Raw genomic sequence first — 17,995 nt, 5'->3', positions numbered from 1 at the left:
TTATGAATCAACCTCTAGCATATGTGCATCCAGGTGCAAAAATTGCAAAAAATGTTGTTATAGAACCATTCGCAACCATTCACAATAATGTGATTATAGGTGAAGGCACATGGATAGGTAGCAATGTTACCATTATGGAAGGTGCTCGTATTGGTAAGAATTGTAATATATTTCCAGGTTCTGTAATTTCGGCTGTACCTCAAGATTTAAAGTATAATGATGAAGATACAACCGTTGAAATTGGAAATAATGTTACTATTAGGGAATGTGTAACTATCAATAGAGGCACAACCGATAGAATGAAAACGGTTGTTGGCGACAATTGTTTAATTATGGCCTATTGCCATGTCGCACACGATTGTGTGGTTGGAAATAACTGTATTTTTTCAAATAATAGCACATTGGCAGGGCATATTACTGTTGGTGATTATGTTGTTTTAGCAGGTATGACAGCAGTGCATCAATTTGTATCCATCGGTAATCATGCTTTTGTAACTGGAGGTTCTTTGGTTAGAAAAGATGTTCCCCCATTTGTTAAAGCAGCCCGTGAGCCATTATCTTATGTAGGAATTAATTCAGTAGGCCTACGTCGTAGAGGGTTTACATCAGATAAAATTAGAGAAGTTCAAGATATTTATAGAATTCTCTATCAGAAAAATTATAATAATACGCAGGCTGCAGGAATTATAGAAGCAGAAATGGAAGCAACTCCAGAACGTGATGAGATTCTTCAATTTATTAAGAATTCGCATCGAGGAATTATGAAAGGATATTTTAAATCAAATTAAATAAATGGCAACAACATCGGATATTAGAAACGGATTATGTATAAGGTATAATCACGATATTTATAAAATCATTGAATTTTTACACGTAAAACCAGGAAAAGGTCCTGCTTTTGTTAGAACAAAACTTAAAAGTGTTACCAACGGAAAAGTTATAGATAACACCTTTTCTGCCGGACATAAATTAGAGGACGTTCGTGTTGAAACTCACAAATTTCAATTTTTATATAATGATGGTGAGTACTATCATTTTATGAATACTGAAGATTATACTCAGATTCAATTGGTTGAGGCTGTATTAGATAATCCAGGTTTAATGAAAGAAGGTGAAGTGGTTACAGTAATTATAAACTCTGAAGATAATGCGCCGCTTTCAGTTGAAATGCCTGCTAGTGTTATTTTAGAAATTACTGCTACAGAGCCTGGTGTGAAGGGTAATACAGCAACAAATGCTACAAAACCGGCTACTGTCGAAACAGGCGCTATTGTTAATGTTCCACTTTTTATAAATGAAGGTGATAAAATTAAGGTAGAGACTGATAAAGGAACTTACAAAGAACGCGTAAAAGAATAAACACGTTGAAGTTTCCAAACCCACACACTTTAAATCAAATTGCAGATTTAATTCAATGTGAATTTATTGGTAATCCTGATTTTCCTGTTCTAGGCATGAATGAGATTCATGTTGTTGAAGCGGGCGATATCGTATTTGTGGACCATCCAAAATATTATAACAAAGCACTTGAATCGGCAGCTACTATAGTTTTAATTAACAAAAAAGTTGATTGCCCTGAAGGTAAAGCTTTATTGGTTAGTGACGATCCCTTTAGAGATTTCAATAAGTTAACGCAACATTTTAAGCCATTTAGAGCTTCAAATACTGCAATTTCAGATACATCCAAAATTGGTGATAATACAATTATTCAGCCCAACTGTTTTATTGGTAACAATGTAGTTATAGGTAATCATTGTATTATTCATTCCAATGTAAGTATTTATGATGACGCGGTAATTGGTGATCATGTAACGATTCATTCAGGAACTGTTTTAGGAGCCAATGCTTTTTATTATAAAAACCGTCCAGAAGGCTATGATCAGCTTAAATCAGGCGGTAGGGTAGTAATTCAAAATCATGTTGATATTGGTGCTGCATGTACCATTGACCGCGGGGTTACTGGAGATACTATCATTGGTGAAGGATCAAAATTGGATAATCAAATTCAAATTGGTCATGATACAGCTATAGGTAAAAAGTGTTTAATCGCTTCTCAAGTTGGCATTGCAGGTTGTGTAGTTATTGAAGATGAAGTTACTATTTGGGGGCAAGTAGGTTGTACAAGTGGCATTACAATTGGTGAAAAAGCTGTAGTTCAGGCGCAATCAGGAATTAGTAAATCTTTACCTGGAGGAAAGGTTTATTTTGGGTACCCAGCCGAAGAAGTTCGTGTTAAACTCAAGGAATTGGCTGCAATACGTCAGATTCCAAAATTATTAGAGATTCTAAAATCAAAAAAACTGTAATTTTCTATAAAAAGTTAATTCAAAAAATTACATTTGTTTTTTAAAAATATTAACAATTAATTATCACTTATGAGTGTTTTAGTAAATAAAGATTCAAAAATTATTGTTCAAGGATTCACGGGTAGTGAAGGTACTTTCCACGCTAGCCAAATGATTGAATACGGAACCAACGTTGTTGGTGGTGTTACTCCGGGTAAAGGGGGACAAAAACATTTAGACAAACCTGTTTTCAATACAGTATTAGAAGCTGTTGAACAAGTAGGAGCAGATACTACTATCATTTTTGTACCACCAGCTTTTGCTGCTGATGCTATTATGGAAGCTGCTGATGCTGGAATTAAAGTGATAATTACTATTACGGAAGGTATTCCTGTAGCAGATATGATTACTGCTTCAAGTTATATTAAAGGAAAAGACTGTCGTTTAATCGGCCCTAACTGTCCTGGTGTTATTACTCCTGGAGAAGCTAAAGTTGGTATTATGCCAGGTTTTGTTTTCAAACAAGGTAAAGTAGGTATTGTTTCTAAATCAGGAACTTTAACTTATGAAGCAGCAGACCAGGTTGTAAAACAAGGTTTAGGAATCACAACGGCTATTGGTATTGGTGGAGATCCAATTATTGGTACAACAACTAAAGAAGCTGTTGAGTTATTAATTAACGATCCAGAAACTGAAGCTGTAGTTATGATTGGTGAAATTGGAGGACAATTAGAAGCTGATGCTGCTAACTGGTACAAAGCTAGTGGAAGTAAAAAACCTGTAGTAGGATTTATTGCTGGTGAAACAGCTCCTGCTGGACGTACAATGGGGCACGCAGGTGCTATTGTAGGTGGTAGTGATGATACGGCACAAGCTAAAAAAGCAATTATGAGAGCATGTGGAATACACGTTGTAGATTCTCCAGCTGAAATTGGTAAGAAAATTGCTGAAGTTTTAGGGTAATACATAAATCAAATACAATGAAACCTTGCAAATCTTTGTGAGGTTTTTTTATTTGAAGCCATTTGTATTTCCTATATTTGAAGTTAACACAGAAATTATTAAAAAGATAATTTGCTGTAATCTAAAAACTGTTATTTTTATATAATAAATAGTGTTTCAGTAGATTACAGGAATTTTAAAATTATAAATAATGAAACTATTAGAAGGTAAAACAGCCATTGTAACTGGTGCTAGTCGTGGAATTGGTAAAGGAATAGCTCAAGTTTTTGCAGCTCAAGGAGCAAATGTTGCGTTTACATACAGCTCGTCGGTTGATGCAGCAAATGCATTAGAAAAAGAATTAATTGCTTTAGGTGTAAAAGCAAAAGGATATAAAAGCAACGCAGCAAGTTTTGATGAAGCTCAAACTTTAGCGGCAGATGTGGTTAAAGAATTTGGATCTATAGATATTTTAGTGAACAATGCTGGAATTACTAAAGACAACTTATTAATGCGTATTTCTGAAGAAGATTTCGATACCGTTATTGAGGTGAATTTAAAGTCTGTATTCAACATGACTAAAGCTGTTCAACGTACCATGTTGAAACAACGAAAAGGTTCTATCATTAACATGAGTTCTGTAGTTGGTGTTAAAGGAAATGCAGGTCAAACAAACTATGCAGCTTCTAAAGCAGGGATTATTGGTTTTTCAAAATCAGTTGCCTTGGAACTTGGTTCAAGAAATATACGAAGCAACGTTGTTGCTCCAGGTTTTATTGAAACTGAAATGACTGCTAAGTTAGATGAAGCAGTTGTAGAAGGTTGGAGAGCTGGTATTCCCTTAAAACGTGGTGGTACTCCTGAAGATATCGCGAATGTTTGTGTGTTTTTAGGAAGTGATATGAGTGCATATATTACTGGGCAAACACTAAACGTTGATGGAGGTATGTTAACTTAACAATACAATTTCTTGTACTTTTAATGAGTTCAGAAACATTATTATACATAATATTTGCTGGAATAATAGCGCTACTCTTAGCGCTATTTCAGTATTTTAGAAAAGGGAAAAACATGTCTAAATTGAACATGTTTTTTTCTTTTTTAAGGTTTATTTCTGTTTTTTGCGTTTTATTGCTCGTTATCAACCCTAGTTTTGAGCAAATTCAATTATCAGTAGAGAAGCCAAATCTTGTGGTTGCTATTGATAATTCTACTTCTATAGAACATTTAAAACAAAACACTCAAACTTTAAACTTTATAGAGGGTATTAGAAACAACGTCGCATTAAATGAGAAATTTAATGTTGATTTTTATACGTTTGGAGACCAGTTAAAGGTGCTTGATTCAGTAAGTTTTTCTGAAAAACAAACCAATATTCATAACGCTTTTAAGCAATTATCTCAAGTTTATAAGCAGTCGATGTCTCCAACGATTTTGATTTCAGATGGCAACCAGACATATGGTAACGATTATCAATTTGTAAATAGCTTTTATAAACACCCTATTTACCCTGTTATATTAGGAGATACAGCACAGTATACAGATTTAAAAATTCAGCAATTAAATGTTAATCGTTACGCTTATTTAAAAAATGAATTCCCTGTAGAGACGATTGTTGTATATAACGGGTATGAGAATGTGAATTCTAAATTCGTGGTTTCAAGTAATGACCGTGTTGTTTATTCAAAAGATCTTAAGTTCTCAAAGGAAGACAATTCCAAAGTCGTTCATTTTACTATGCCTGCAAGTAAAGTTGGTGTTAGTAAATATAAAGCTGAAATCACACCTTTAAGTAATGAAAAAAACACCATAAATAATACTAAAAACTTTGCGGTTGAAGTCGTTAATCAAAAGACGAATATAGCTATTGTTAGTGATTTTTCGCATCCAGATATAGGGGCACTTAAAAAAAGTATTGAAAGTAACGAGCAACGTTTCGTGTCTATTTTAAAACCCAATGAAGTTGTAGGTCAAATAAATGATTTTCAATTATTTATATTATATCAGCCAAGTAATAGGTTTAAACTAGTTTTTGATAAGTTTAAAGCTTTAAATAAAAATTATTTTACGATTATTGGGGTGAAAACTAACTTGAATTTCGTTAATAATAGTTTTGAAAATTATCGGCATGAAATTTCAAATCAGAAAGAAGATTATCAAGCTGAATTAAACACGAAATACAACCCATTTATAATAGAAGATATAGGATTTGAATCCTTTCCTCCGTTACATTCTAATTACGGAAGTCTGCATTTTGATCATCCAATTGATGTTATTTTAAATAAAACGGTTCACGGTGTTTTAACTAACGAACCGCTGCTTCTTACCTTTGAAAACAGTGGCAGACGAGAAGCATTGTTATTAGGAGAAAATATTTGGCAATGGCGCGCTCATAGTTATTTACAAAACCAATCGTTTCATGAGTTTGATGATTTTGTTGGGAAATTAGTGCAGTATTTGGCATCTAACGAACAAAAAAGTAGATTGCGTGTGGATTTTCAATCATTTTACGATGGAAACAATCATGTGGTAATTAAAGCAGAATATTTTGATAAAAATTATGTATTCGATGCCAGAGAGCGGCTTAACATAATAATTACCGAAAAGGATTCGAAATCTCAGATAACACGGCCTTTAATCTTAAAAAACCATCATTTTGAAGTTAATTTAAGTGGTTTAGAGCCCGCTAAGTATAATTTCACTGTAAAATCTAAAAACGGAAATATTTCCAAATCAGGAAGTTTTGAAATATTGGAGTATAATGTTGAGCAACAATTTTTAAACGCTAATGTTTCTAAGTTAGAACAGTTAGCAGATAATAGTTTGGGAACTCCTTATTTTATAGCGAATTCTTCGGGAATATTTAACGAAATATTGGGAGATGAGCGTTATGTCTCCATACAGAAAAGTAGTAGAAATACCATACCTTTGATCGATTGGAAATACCTATTGGCTATCATCGCTTTAAGCCTTGGAGTTGAGTGGTTTTTAAGAAAATATAACGGATTAATTTAAATAAATAATTTATAGAATGGACAAATTACCTAAAGTAGCATTACCTTTTATTATCGCAATCGTCATTTTGGTTGTAATCATTACAAAATCTGCAGTAACTATTGATTCCGGACAAGCAGGCGTATTATATAAAACCTTTGGAGGTGGTGTAGTTACCGATGAAGCGCCTATGGGAGAAGGTTTTCACATTGTGGCACCTTGGAACAAAGTGTATATTTATGAAGTGCGTCAAATGGAATTAACAGAGCGTATGAAAGTGCTTTCTTCAAACGGATTGGATATTCAATTAGAAGCAACCGCTTGGTATATGCCAGAGTTTCAGGAATTAGGGAAATTACACCAAGAAAAGGGTGCAAACTATTTAGACCGTGTTTTAAAACCTGCAATACGTTCGGCTACTAGAAGTGTGGTTGGTAGATATACGCCAGAACAAATTTACTCTTCTAAAAGGGATGCAATTCAAGCTGAAATTTTTGATGAAACTAAAAAAATCGTAGACGATCAATTCATCAATTTAGTTGAAGTTTTAGTACGTGATGTAACCTTGCCAACGGCCATTAAAGACGCAATTGAGCGTAAGTTAGGTCAGGAGCAAGAGTCTTTAGAGTATGAATTTAGATTAGTAACTGCTGCCAAAGAAGCTGAGAAAGTAATTATCGAAGCACAAGGTAAGGCAGATGCTAATAGAATTTTAAGTGCCTCTTTAACAGATAAAATTCTTCAAGATAAAGGTATTGAAGCAACTATTAAATTATCTGAATCACCAAATAGCAAGGTGGTTGTGATTGGGTCTGGAGATAGTGGTATGCCTATTATCTTAGGGAACTAAGGGTAATCAATTAAAAAAACCAGTATTTTTGAATTTCTATTAGAAATTATTGATTTTTATAGAATGAAAAATATAGATAATATAATTTATTAAGAATTGCCTTTTAAATTTGGATTTATCCATATAAAATACTGATATTTGTATCAGAAAAAAAAAGATTATGACCTTTATTCATATACATCATCATTTCCTAATTTGCAATCAAGCGAAGTGAGAATGTATTGAGTAAATTTAAATATATTTTAAACCCGTTTGAGACAATCAAGCGGGTTTTTATTTTTTTTACAGCCAAAAAGATTGTTTCAAACTCATAAAACCAATATAATGAGTAAATTAAGAATTGCAGTACAAAAGTCGGGTCGTTTAAACGAAGATTCGATGCGGATTTTAAAAGACATAGGAATTTCAATCGATAATGGTATCGATCAATTAAAGGCCTCGGCTAGAAATTTTCCTGTAGAAGTTTTTTACCTTAGAAATGGAGACATTCCACAATATTTAAAAGATGGTGTTGTTGATGCTGCTATTATTGGTGAAAATGTTTTAATTGAAAAAGGAAACGGTATTAATGTGGTTGAAAAGCTAGGTTTTTCTACATGTCGCGTTTGTATTGCTGTGCCAAAAACAACAGAATATAGCTCTATTAAAGATTTAGAAGGTAAACGTATAGCAACATCTTATCCAAATACAGTAGAAATGTATTTAAAGGAAAACGGTGTAAATGCAAATCTTCACATTATTAACGGCTCTGTAGAAATCGCGCCAAATATAGGCTTAGCAGATGCTATTTGCGATATCGTTTCTAGTGGAAGCACGCTGTTTAAAAATAATCTTAAGGAAGTTGAAACTATTTTAACTTCGGAAGCTGTTTTGGCAGTATCTCCAATTTTAACAGATGAAAAACAGGCTATTTTAGATACTATTCAATTTAGAATTAAATCTGTTTTAAAAGGTAGAGATTCTAAATATGTGTTATTAAATGCACCTAATGATAAGGTTCAAGATATTATAAATGTATTACCAGGTATGAAAAGTCCGACGGTTTTACCTTTAGCAGAAGAAGGGTGGAGTTCCATTCACTCGGTGATAAGTAAAAACGAATTTTGGAATGTTATTGATGACTTGAAAGCTAAGGGAGCTCAAGGAATTTTAGTATGTCCTATTGAAAAAATGGTGCTGTAAACTACTGTACGTATTTTTAATTTCCACGCAAGTGGGGATCTTATGAGAAGTTTTACTATTCATGAACTAAGTTAGTTTTAAGAGATTTTCGCTTTCGCGGAAATAAAAAAAGTTTAATCATGCAAATCATAAATAATCCCAAGCGCGAGACTTGGTCGGAGATTTTAAAACGACCAACGCAAACGGTAAATGATATTGAAAGCACTGTCAATGAAATTTTTAATGAAGTTTCTCTTGATAAAGAAATTGCTATAAAAAAATACACTTTAAAGTTTGATGGTGTTTCATTGGGTTCTAATGTGGTTTCTTCCGAAGAAATTCAAGAAGCTATCGCATTAGTTCCTGAAAAACTTCAGAAGGCCATAAAATTAGCAAAAACGAATATCGAATGTTTTCATGCCGCGCAGAAAACTTCTAGAATAGATATTGAAACGGCAAATGGTGTACAATGCTGGCAAGAAAAACGTCCTATTCAAAAAGTTGGGTTGTATATCCCTGGTGGAACTGCACCATTATTTTCAACAGTTTTAATGCTTGCTGTTCCTGCGCAAATTGCGGGTTGTAAAGAGATTGTGTTATGCTCTCCTCCAAACAAAGAAGGCAAATTAGCTCCTGAAATTTTGTTCGCTGCAAATCTTTGTGGTGTCACAAAAATTATTAAAGTAGGAGGGATACAAGCTATTGCAGGAATGACTTTTGGAACAGAATCTATTCCGCAAGTATATAAAATTTTCGGACCAGGAAATCAGTTTGTAACCGTAGCTAAACAACTGGCTACTAAGCATGGTGTAGCTATAGACATGCCTGCTGGACCAAGTGAATTATTGGTGGTTGCAGATGATACGGCAAATGCTTCCTATATTGCTTCCGATTTATTAAGTCAGGCTGAACATGGTACCGATAGTCAAGTTATTTTGGTATCTACTTCAAAAGATTTAATCGAAGAGGTTTCAAAAGAAGTTGAATCTCAGTTAGCCGTTCTTCCGCGTAAAGCGATAGCAGAAAAATCTATTGCTAATTCCAAGCTGATCTACATAGAAAATGATGATTTAGGTTTAGAATTAATTGATGAATATGGTCCAGAACATTTTATCATTTGTTCAAAAAACGAAGATTTATACATCAACGGAATCAGTAATGCGGGCTCTGTATTTATTGGAGATTATACTCCAGAAAGTGCTGGAGATTATGCTTCGGGAACCAATCATACCTTGCCTACAAATGGCTTTTCAAAAGCGTATTCGGGTGTGAATTTAGATAGTTTCATGAAGAGTATGACCTTCCAAAAAATATCCAAAGAAGGGATTTTAAATATTGGGGAAACGATTGAACTCATGGCTGCAGCAGAAGGTTTACAGGCTCATAAAAATGCGGTAAGCATTCGATTAAAAGATTTAAAATAAACTTATTCCTGCGTAGGCAGGAATCTCATAATAATGAATACAGAATTTAACCTAGACGCTATAACGCGTCCAACCATAAAAGCATTAAAACCTTATTCCTCTGCAAGAGATGAGTTTCAAGGAAATAGTGACGACATGGTGTTTTTGGATGCTAACGAAAACCCGTATGAAAACGGCGTTAATCGTTATCCTGATCCGCAACAACGTACCGTAAAAGGCTTATTGTCTGAAATAAAAGGTGTTTCTACTAAAAATATCCTTTTAGGAAATGGTAGCGATGAAGTTTTGGATTTAATTTTCAGAGCTTTTTGCGAGCCCAATCAAGATAATGTCATCACCTTGCCACCAACATATGGGATGTACAGTGTTTTAGCCAATATCAATGCCATTGCAATCCAAGAAGTTCAATTAGATGCTAATTTTCAACCCAAAGTTGATGCTATTTTAGCAACAGCAAACGAAAAAAGTAAATTGTTGTTTTTATGTTCGCCAAACAATCCTACTGGGAACAGTTTTGAGGCAGAAGCGATTTCAAAGTTAATCAAAACGTTTAAAGGTATTGTCGTTATTGATGAAGCTTACATTGATTTTTCTAAAGAGGAAAGTTGGGTAAGTAGATTAGTAGAATTTCCAAATTTAATTGTTACGCAAACACTTTCCAAGGCCTATGGTATGGCAGGTATTCGTTTAGGGATTTGTTATGCTTCCGAGGCCATTATTTCAGTTTTAAACCGATTGAAACCGCCGTACAATGTGAACGAATTAACACAACAAAAGGCGATTGCCCAACTTCAGAATAAGGATTTAACAGCACAACAAATTAAAAGTATTTTAGAAGAACGAACACTTTTAATGGAAGCTTTAAAGGCGGTAGATTTTGTTTCTGAAATATATCCTACCGATGCTAATTTCATTTTAGCAAAAGTGGATGATGCTACAAAACGTTACAATCAGCTTATTGAAAAAGGCATTGTAATTAGAAATAGAACTACGCAACCAGGTTGTAAAAACACTTTACGATTCACGGTTGGAAGACCAGATGAAAATAAAATATTAATAGAGACTTTAAAATCTATATAATGAAAAAAGTACTGTTTATAGATCGCGATGGCACTTTAGTGTTGGAGCCGCCAGTAGATTACCAATTGGATAGTTTAGAAAAACTTGAATTTTACCCCAAAGTATTTCAATACATGGCTAAAATTGCCAGCGAATTGGATTACGAATTAGTAATGGTAACTAACCAAGACGGTTTAGGAACAGATTCTTTTCCTGAAGATACCTTTTGGCCTGCACAAAACAAAGTAATTTCTGCTTTTGAAAAAGAAGGGATTTCATTTACCGATATTCATATAGATAAGACCTTTCCGCATGAAAATGCTGAAACTCGTAAACCTAAAACAGGGTTGTTAACAAAGTATTTTTCTGAAGACTATGATTTAGAAAACTCGTTTGTTTTAGGTGATCGTATTACAGATATGGAATTAGCAAAAAACCTGGGAGCGAAAGGAATCTATCTTTCTGAAAACCCGGAATTAGGTGCCGATGAAACTGAAGCCTCACAGCAAGAAATCAACGATTGTATCGCTTTAACGAGCACCGATTGGAAGGAAATCTACGAGTTTTTAAAGTTAAAAGATCGCGTTGCCGAAATCACAAGAAATACCAACGAAACGCAGATTTATATAAAAATCAATTTAGACGGTTCTGGGAAAAATGATATCGATACTGGTTTATCATTTTTCGACCACATGTTAGATCAAATTGGTCGTCATGGTGCCATGGATTTAACTATTAAAGTGAATGGTGATTTGGCAGTAGACGAGCACCATACCATAGAAGATACTATGATTGCCCTCGGTGAATTATTCAATAAAGCACTTGGTAATAAATTAGGAATCGAGCGTTACGGATTCTGTTTGCCAATGGATGATTGTTTAGCACAAGTTGCGGTTGATTTTGGTGGTAGAAATTGGCTAGAATGGGATGCTGAATTCAAAAGAGAGAAAATAGGAGATATGCCTACTGAAATGTTTTACCACTTGTTTAAATCATTCACAGATGGCGCAAAATGTAACCTAAACGTAAAAGCTGAAGGTGTAAACGAACACCATAAAATTGAAGGTATTTTTAAAGCCTTTGCTAAAGCTATGAAAATGGCGGTAAAACGGGATTCAAACAAAATGTTTTTACCATCAACAAAGGGGATGTTGTAAGCCCCCTAACCCCCAGGAGGGGGAATTAAAGAGTTCCTGAAAAAAGAATAAAATTTATAAGATAAGTTAATAAACAATGAGCGAGTTTAAAGACATGAGTGAGAGTTCTTCCGCTTCGGGGAAGCTAGATGGGGCTTCTTCCGTAGTTATCATAAATTATGGCGCAGGAAACATTAAAAGCATACAGTTTGCTTTTAAACGTTTAGGTGTGGATGCCGTTTTGTCTAACAACCCAGAAGTCATTAAGGCAGCCGATAAAGTGATTTTCCCTGGAGTAGGTGAAGCAAGTTCGGCAATGAAAATGTTGAAAGAAACAGGATTGGATACTTTAATTCCGCGATTAAAACAGCCTGTTTTAGGCATTTGTTTAGGAATGCAACTGCTTTGTCTGTCTAGTGAAGAAGGTAACACAAAAGGTCTTGGCGTTTTTCAAACCGAAGTAAAACGTTTTTCAAATGACGTGAAAGTACCACAAATGGGTTGGAACGTTATTAAAGATTTAAAATCCGATTTATTTAAAGGCATCAAAGAAAACGAATACATGTATCTTGTACACAGTTATTATGCCGAGCATTGTAACGAAACCATAGCCAAAACAGATTATGGTCTTAATTACGCCTCCGCTTTACAGCACAATAATTTTTACGGCGTACAATTTCACCCAGAAAAAAGTGGAATTCAAGGTCAAAAAATTTTAGAAAATTTTTTAAAACTTTAATTCCATTCTGAACTTGTTTCAGAATCTGTTTTTTAAATTATTATTAAATTGAAATTTTATTGCTATATATTAACAAATAAAAATAGAACAACTTTATATATTGGTTATACGAACAATTTAGTCAAGAGAATTGAAGCTCATAAAAAAGGAACTGGAGCGTTGTTTACAAAAAAATATAATGTTACAGACCTAGTTTATTTTGAAGATTTCACAAATATTGATTTAGCAAGAAAAAGAGAACAACAACTAAAAAATTGGCATAAAGAATGGAAATGGAATTTAATAAAGCATTCTAATCCCAATTTAAAAACATTAATAATATAATAAAAAGACCCTGAAATTAATTCAGGGTTGACAAAAAACCATCAAATGAGAATAATCCCAGCCATAGATATTATAGACGGAAAATGTGTTCGTTTAACCAAAGGTGATTATAACACCAAAAAAGTGTATAATGAGAATCCTTTAGAAGTCGCTAAAATGTTTGAAGCTTCTGGAATTGAGAATTTGCATCTTGTAGATTTGGACGGGGCTAAAGCGAAACATATTGTAAATTATAAAGTATTGGAACAAATTGCTTCAAAAACAAAATTGAAAATTGATTTTGGAGGCGGTTTAAAGTCTGATGAAGATTTACATATCGCTTTTAATTCTGGCGCTAAACAAATTACTGGCGGAAGTATTGCAGTAAAAGATCGTGAAACCTTTGAGGGTTGGATTTCTAAATATGGGAGTGAAAAAATCATTTTAGGTGCCGATAGTAATGATGGGAAGGTAGCTATTAGTGGATGGCAAGAAGATAGTGAAGAGGAGTTGCTTCCGTTTATCAAAGGATATCAAAAGAAAAGCATTAAATACGTGATTTGTACAGATATTTCGAAAGACGGTATGTTAGAAGGGCCTTCTTTTGATCTATACAAACAAATTATCACTGAATGTTCTAATAGTAGTAGAGGGCAATCCATAAAGCTCATAGCTTCTGGAGGAATTTCAGAAATTGGAGAAATACCAAAACTGAGAGATTTAGGTTGTGAAGGGGTTATTATAGGCAAAGCGATTTATGAAAATAGAATTAGTTTACATCAATTAGAAAAATACGTTTAAAAAAAATGTTTTTTCTATTTCCGCGAAGGCGGAAATCTAATTAAAGTAGATAAAAGTTTCCAACTAGATGGAAATACAAAAAAATAATAAATGTTAACAAAACGAATTGTACCGTGTTTGGATATTAAAAACGGACGAACTGTAAAAGGTGTGAATTTTGTAGATTTACGCGATGCTGGCGACCCTGTAGAATTGGCTAAACAATATGCAGAACAAGGCGCCGACGAATTGGTGTTTTTAGATATTTCAGCCACTCTTGAAGGGAGAGGTACGACCTTAGAGATGGTTTTACGCGTTGCAGAACAAGTGAATATTCCGTTTACTGTTGGTGGTGGTATTTCTTCTGTTGAGCATGTTGATGCTTTGTTGCAATGCGGAGCTGATAAGGTGTCTATAAATTCTTCAGCAGTGAAAAGACCGGAATTGGTTAACGAGTTGTCTAATAAATTTGGAAGCCAGTGTGTGGTAGTAGCCATTGATGCGAAACAAGTGGATGGACAATGGAAAGTGCATTTAGCAGGAGGAAGTATTCCAACGGAAATTGATTTGTTTGAATGGGCAAAGGAAGTAGAGCAGCGTGGTGCAGGAGAAATTTTATTTACTTCGATGAATCATGATGGTACCAAAAACGGTTTTGCTAATGAAGCTTTGTCAAAGTTATCTGAAACACTAAATATTCCTATCATTGCTTCTGGTGGAGCAGGGAATGTACAGCATTTTATTGATACTTTTGTGGAAGGAAAATCGGATGCAGCTCTAGCGGCTAGTGTTTTTCATTTTGGAGAAATTCCAATTCCTGAATTAAAAAAAGAATTAAAACAAAATAATATAGAAGTGCGTCTTTAAGACGGCTCAAGTTTACTGAATAGATTCAGTAATATTAAAAGAAATGATCATGACTATTAAATACGACGCACAAGGGTTAGTTCCAGCCATCATTCAAGATGCTACAACAAGTAAAGTTTTAATGTTGGGTTACATGAATGCAGAATCTTATGAGAAAACTGTAGAAACGAATCAGGTTACTTTTTTCAGTAGAAGTAAACAACGTCTATGGACAAAAGGTGAAGAAAGCGGGAATTTTTTAAATGTTGTTAGTATTAAAAATGACTGCGATAACGATTCGCTTTTAATTCAAGTAAAGCCTGCTGGACCAACTTGTCACACTGGAACAGATACCTGTTGGGCGGAAGAAAACAAGTCGTCTTACGGTTTCTTTTCAGCTTTAGAAGATGTTATTGCTGAGCGCGTAGCTAATAAGGATACAAAAAAATCTTACGTAGCCAGTTTGTTTTCAAAAGGCATCAATAAAGTCGCTCAAAAAGTAGGCGAGGAGGCCGTGGAAACTGTTATTGAAGCCATGGATAATAACGATGAGTTGTTCCTTTATGAGTCTGCAGATTTATTGTTTCACTACTTAATGTTGCTTCAAGCAAAAGGATTCACTCTAAAAGATATTGAAGCTGAATTGAAAGGGAGACATAAGTAAGCTTGTCTTGATAGCTGTTTTTTAGTATTCTTCTAAAATTGAGTTAAACTATAATATCACAAATACGATGTTAAGCCTGTAAACACTGTACCTGTATTATGAATAAATAATACATGTTGAGTTTATCCAAAATTTTAAGTTTTCTAAAAACAGTAAAACAAAAGGTGTTTTAGGGCTGTCATTTCAAAACATTTATACACGTCAAATACCACTATCTGTTTTTTACAGAATTGACAATAATCAAGTTAATAATCTAGATGAGGTGAATCGTATAGAGCAACTATCTTTAGGCTTTACACCTAATGCTTCATTAAGAATAAACTTTTAGAAGTTTTTTGAATCATATTTAAATAATTATATGATTTAGTTTGATTATTTTGAATATTTGATACGCCAGATTTGTACTTTTTTTATTTGAAGCCTTATTAAATAAGTGGTGTTACTTTCTGTATCGGTAAATAGGTTGATATAAATGTGCCGTATCTGTACCATTTTTTTTGAAATGCCTATGAATAGGAGTAAGATACATACTGTATCCGTATCAAGTTTTATTTAATATGTATTAGGTTTGCCAGCTTAAATATTTTATTTTTATTACCTTGCTATCTCTTTTCAGTGATAACCCAAATAGCTCCTTTTGATTGTTCGAATTAAAAATTACCACTATATTATTAATTACTTGATTAAGTATTTTTTTCTTTTTAATTGTTTAGTGGTTTTCTTTAATAGCATGCTTTTTGCACAGCAAGACCTACCTATATCTCAACCCTTAGGCGTACCATTAATGCGCCATTTTTTGCCTGCTGACTACAATAATATGCATCGCCAGAATTGGAGTATTATTCAGGATAAGCGCGGTGTCATTTATGTTGGAAATACCGCAGGGCTACTTACATATGATGGTGTAAAATGGCGAAAATATGAGACTGAAGCGAAATCTTTAATCCGTTCATTTGCAATGGACGAAGATGGCAGGGTTTATTACGGTGCTAAGGACGATTTTGGATATCTTGATAATGATGCTTTGGGACAATTACAGTTTGTGTCATTAAGACATTGGCTTCCAGAAGATATCAAAGATTTAAAAGATGTTTGGGAAATATATAGTCTTAATGGGAAGATTTATTTTCTGAAAACTTAATTCAACTCGAATTTAATTTTTGACGTTGATATCGACTATATGAGTCGGATTTAATGGATAAAAAAATACCATTAACGAATAATCAAGAGGTTCAATTTCTACCCCAATTTTATAATATTTATTGCTTCAACAAACTTGAAATCTCCTTAAAACGGACTTTCTTAAGCAAAAACACCAATAATTTACAGTTTTTCTAATAAAAAGGGATTTTTTATAAATAATCTTTCTAAATACTCATACTCAGTCAATTGTATACTGTTTGTTTATTTTGATTCATCTTTTCTAATCATTTTAAAAACTGTCAAAGAAAAAAAATAGATATTTTCCTTCATTTTTATTAAAAAATTGAAATTATAATCATGAATTAATGATTTCTCAAATTATAACTTAGATACTAAAAATACATTCCTTTTTTGGAAAAACAAAACCTGCGAAAACGCAGTAAATACGCCATTTTCAAGTGTAAATTCAAGGCTTATAAATAGCCTATTTTGACTGATTAATTAAAACAAGTAATTTTACTTTATGTTAAAAAACATATTAATCAAACCAAATTATTTATTTCATGAAAACCAAATCTCATTTTATAGTATTGAATATAATTCTACTATTATTAACCGTTAATATTTCATTCTCTCAATCCCAAAAATATGGTTCTATAAGCTATAATAAGGCTATCAATATTTCTGGTAAACAACGTATGTTGTCTCAAAAAATGTCTAAAGCCTACTTATTATTAGCTAACGGTATTTATAATGATAAAATAAAAAAAGAACTAAGTTCGAGTAAGTTCATTTTTGAACGCCAACTCATGATTTTAAAGGATAATGCTGAAACAGATTTAATTAAATTACGAATTAAAAATATTGAGGGACTGTGGGAAGATTTCAAACCACTCATTACATCAAATCCAGATCTTAAAACCTCTAAAAAAATCATGAATATGAACACGAAATTGCTTAAATCGTGTAATGATTTGGTACTTTCCATTGAGTCTTTATCAAGTTATAGTAATAACTTTTTTAGTGATAACAACCAGGAATTGGTTGAAATCATAAATGTTTCAGGAAAACAACGTATGCTTTCACAACGATTGTGTTTATACTTTACAGCATGTTCATTATTTCCAAAAGAAAAAGATGAATACGAAAAAGTGTTAGAAGCAACATACTCTGAGTTTAATGATAAAATAGGATACTTGCTAATTAACAGCTACAATACAACGGAAACCGAAGAAGAATTTGGTTATATCATGGGCGAATGGGAGAGCTTTCAAGTTAACAAAAAGGACTTTTTAAAAGGAGAATTTGGCTTGGAAAGTGTTTTTAATACTACCAACCATCTCACAACTAGTTTTAATAAGATTACTGGTATTTATGAGAAAATGGTAAAACAAAAAGTATAGAACTCATATTTTATAACCAAAACTAATATCATATCATTAAAAAAAAGAGAGGGAGGAGAAGTGTTTAAGCTAATCTCCATGCCAATACGTTTTAGAATTTAATTTTACTAACAACCCACAACCACGAATATTTGAAATTGGTTTAATTTGACGAAAGTTCACTTTTAAACCCTCTCTTTTTTTTATTTTAATTTATTGAAAAACAGGATTTGTATTTTAAATACTCAAAATGCTTATTGCTATTTTAATTAAATGGAGTATTTTCA

The 17,995-nt window shown here is 33.1% G+C and carries 18 protein-coding genes; all 18 read left to right on the top strand.

Annotated features, from left to right (window positions below; genetic code table 11):
* The first annotated feature begins 2 nt into the window (after positions 1–2).
* The 18 genes from lpxA (at position 3) to KO493_RS10480 (ending at position 17,729) form a co-directional block, all read left to right on the top strand.
* Positions 3–788 carry an acyl-ACP--UDP-N-acetylglucosamine O-acyltransferase gene (gene lpxA / locus KO493_RS10565; RefSeq protein ID WP_216067930.1) on the top strand — a complete coding sequence of 262 codons (786 nt, stop codon included), beginning with the start codon at positions 3–5 and terminating at the stop codon, positions 786–788.
* A 4-nt stretch (positions 789–792) separates the two neighbouring features.
* A complete protein-coding gene (gene efp / locus KO493_RS10560; protein ID WP_216067929.1) occupies positions 793–1,359 on the top strand; it encodes an elongation factor P in 567 nt (188 codons plus the stop codon).
* A gap of 5 nt (positions 1,360–1,364) precedes the next feature.
* Positions 1,365–2,306, top strand: coding sequence for a UDP-3-O-(3-hydroxymyristoyl)glucosamine N-acyltransferase (locus tag KO493_RS10555; protein ID WP_216067928.1), 942 nt, complete (start codon positions 1,365–1,367; stop codon positions 2,304–2,306).
* Positions 2,307–2,375: 69 nt separating this feature from the next.
* Complete coding sequence (sucD, locus tag KO493_RS10550) at positions 2,376–3,248, top strand: succinate--CoA ligase subunit alpha (protein ID WP_216067927.1); 873 nt, start codon at positions 2,376–2,378, stop codon at positions 3,246–3,248.
* Positions 3,249–3,438: 190 nt separating this feature from the next.
* Positions 3,439–4,185, top strand: coding sequence for a 3-oxoacyl-[acyl-carrier-protein] reductase (gene fabG, locus KO493_RS10545; RefSeq protein WP_216067926.1), 747 nt, complete (start codon positions 3,439–3,441; stop codon positions 4,183–4,185).
* A 23-nt stretch (positions 4,186–4,208) separates the two neighbouring features.
* Positions 4,209–6,242 carry a VWA domain-containing protein gene (locus KO493_RS10540; RefSeq protein WP_216067925.1) on the top strand — a complete coding sequence of 678 codons (2,034 nt, stop codon included), beginning with the start codon at positions 4,209–4,211 and terminating at the stop codon, positions 6,240–6,242.
* A gap of 16 nt (positions 6,243–6,258) precedes the next feature.
* Complete coding sequence (locus KO493_RS10535; protein WP_216067924.1) at positions 6,259–7,071, top strand: prohibitin family protein; 813 nt, start codon at positions 6,259–6,261, stop codon at positions 7,069–7,071.
* A 324-nt stretch (positions 7,072–7,395) separates the two neighbouring features.
* On the top strand, positions 7,396–8,253 hold the full coding sequence (hisG, locus tag KO493_RS10530) for an ATP phosphoribosyltransferase (RefSeq protein WP_216067923.1): 858 nt from the start codon (positions 7,396–7,398) through the stop codon (positions 8,251–8,253).
* 119 nt (positions 8,254–8,372) lie between these two features.
* Positions 8,373–9,656 (top strand): histidinol dehydrogenase, encoded by a 1,284-nt coding sequence (gene hisD, locus KO493_RS10525; RefSeq protein ID WP_216067922.1) that lies wholly within the window; start codon positions 8,373–8,375, stop codon positions 9,654–9,656.
* 33 nt (positions 9,657–9,689) lie between these two features.
* Positions 9,690–10,736, top strand: coding sequence for a histidinol-phosphate transaminase (hisC, locus tag KO493_RS10520; protein WP_216067921.1), 1,047 nt, complete (start codon positions 9,690–9,692; stop codon positions 10,734–10,736).
* Positions 10,736–11,872, top strand: a complete 1,137-nt coding sequence (gene hisB / locus KO493_RS10515) for a bifunctional histidinol-phosphatase/imidazoleglycerol-phosphate dehydratase HisB (protein WP_216067920.1) — start codon at positions 10,736–10,738, stop codon at positions 11,870–11,872. Before hisC ends, hisB begins: the two co-directional genes overlap by 1 nt.
* 94 nt (positions 11,873–11,966) lie before the next feature.
* Positions 11,967–12,590 carry an imidazole glycerol phosphate synthase subunit HisH gene (gene hisH, locus KO493_RS10510; protein WP_216067965.1) on the top strand — a complete coding sequence of 208 codons (624 nt, stop codon included), beginning with the start codon at positions 11,967–11,969 and terminating at the stop codon, positions 12,588–12,590.
* 48 nt (positions 12,591–12,638) lie between these two features.
* On the top strand, positions 12,639–12,914 hold the full coding sequence (locus KO493_RS10505) for a GIY-YIG nuclease family protein (protein WP_252723213.1): 276 nt from the start codon (positions 12,639–12,641) through the stop codon (positions 12,912–12,914).
* 45 nt (positions 12,915–12,959) lie between these two features.
* Positions 12,960–13,694, top strand: a complete 735-nt coding sequence (gene hisA / locus KO493_RS10500) for a 1-(5-phosphoribosyl)-5-[(5-phosphoribosylamino)methylideneamino]imidazole-4-carboxamide isomerase (protein ID WP_216067919.1) — start codon at positions 12,960–12,962, stop codon at positions 13,692–13,694.
* Positions 13,695–13,784: 90 nt separating this feature from the next.
* Positions 13,785–14,540 (top strand): imidazole glycerol phosphate synthase subunit HisF, encoded by a 756-nt coding sequence (gene hisF / locus KO493_RS10495; RefSeq protein WP_216067918.1) that lies wholly within the window; start codon positions 13,785–13,787, stop codon positions 14,538–14,540.
* Between the two features lie 49 nt (positions 14,541–14,589).
* Positions 14,590–15,183 carry a bifunctional phosphoribosyl-AMP cyclohydrolase/phosphoribosyl-ATP diphosphatase HisIE gene (gene hisIE / locus KO493_RS10490; protein ID WP_216067917.1) on the top strand — a complete coding sequence of 198 codons (594 nt, stop codon included), beginning with the start codon at positions 14,590–14,592 and terminating at the stop codon, positions 15,181–15,183.
* A gap of 730 nt (positions 15,184–15,913) precedes the next feature.
* Positions 15,914–16,324 carry a hypothetical protein gene (locus tag KO493_RS10485; RefSeq protein ID WP_216067916.1) on the top strand — a complete coding sequence of 137 codons (411 nt, stop codon included), beginning with the start codon at positions 15,914–15,916 and terminating at the stop codon, positions 16,322–16,324.
* 565 nt (positions 16,325–16,889) lie between these two features.
* Complete coding sequence (locus KO493_RS10480) at positions 16,890–17,729, top strand: type IV pili methyl-accepting chemotaxis transducer N-terminal domain-containing protein (RefSeq protein ID WP_216067915.1); 840 nt, start codon at positions 16,890–16,892, stop codon at positions 17,727–17,729.
* Positions 17,730–17,995: the final 266 nt, after the last annotated feature.

This window comes from Pseudotamlana agarivorans (assembly GCF_018860245.1).
Lineage (GTDB): Bacteria > Bacteroidota > Bacteroidia > Flavobacteriales > Flavobacteriaceae > Pseudotamlana > Pseudotamlana agarivorans_A.
Note: the sequence above shows the minus strand (reverse complement) of the source record. Positions and strands in the feature narration are given on the sequence as shown.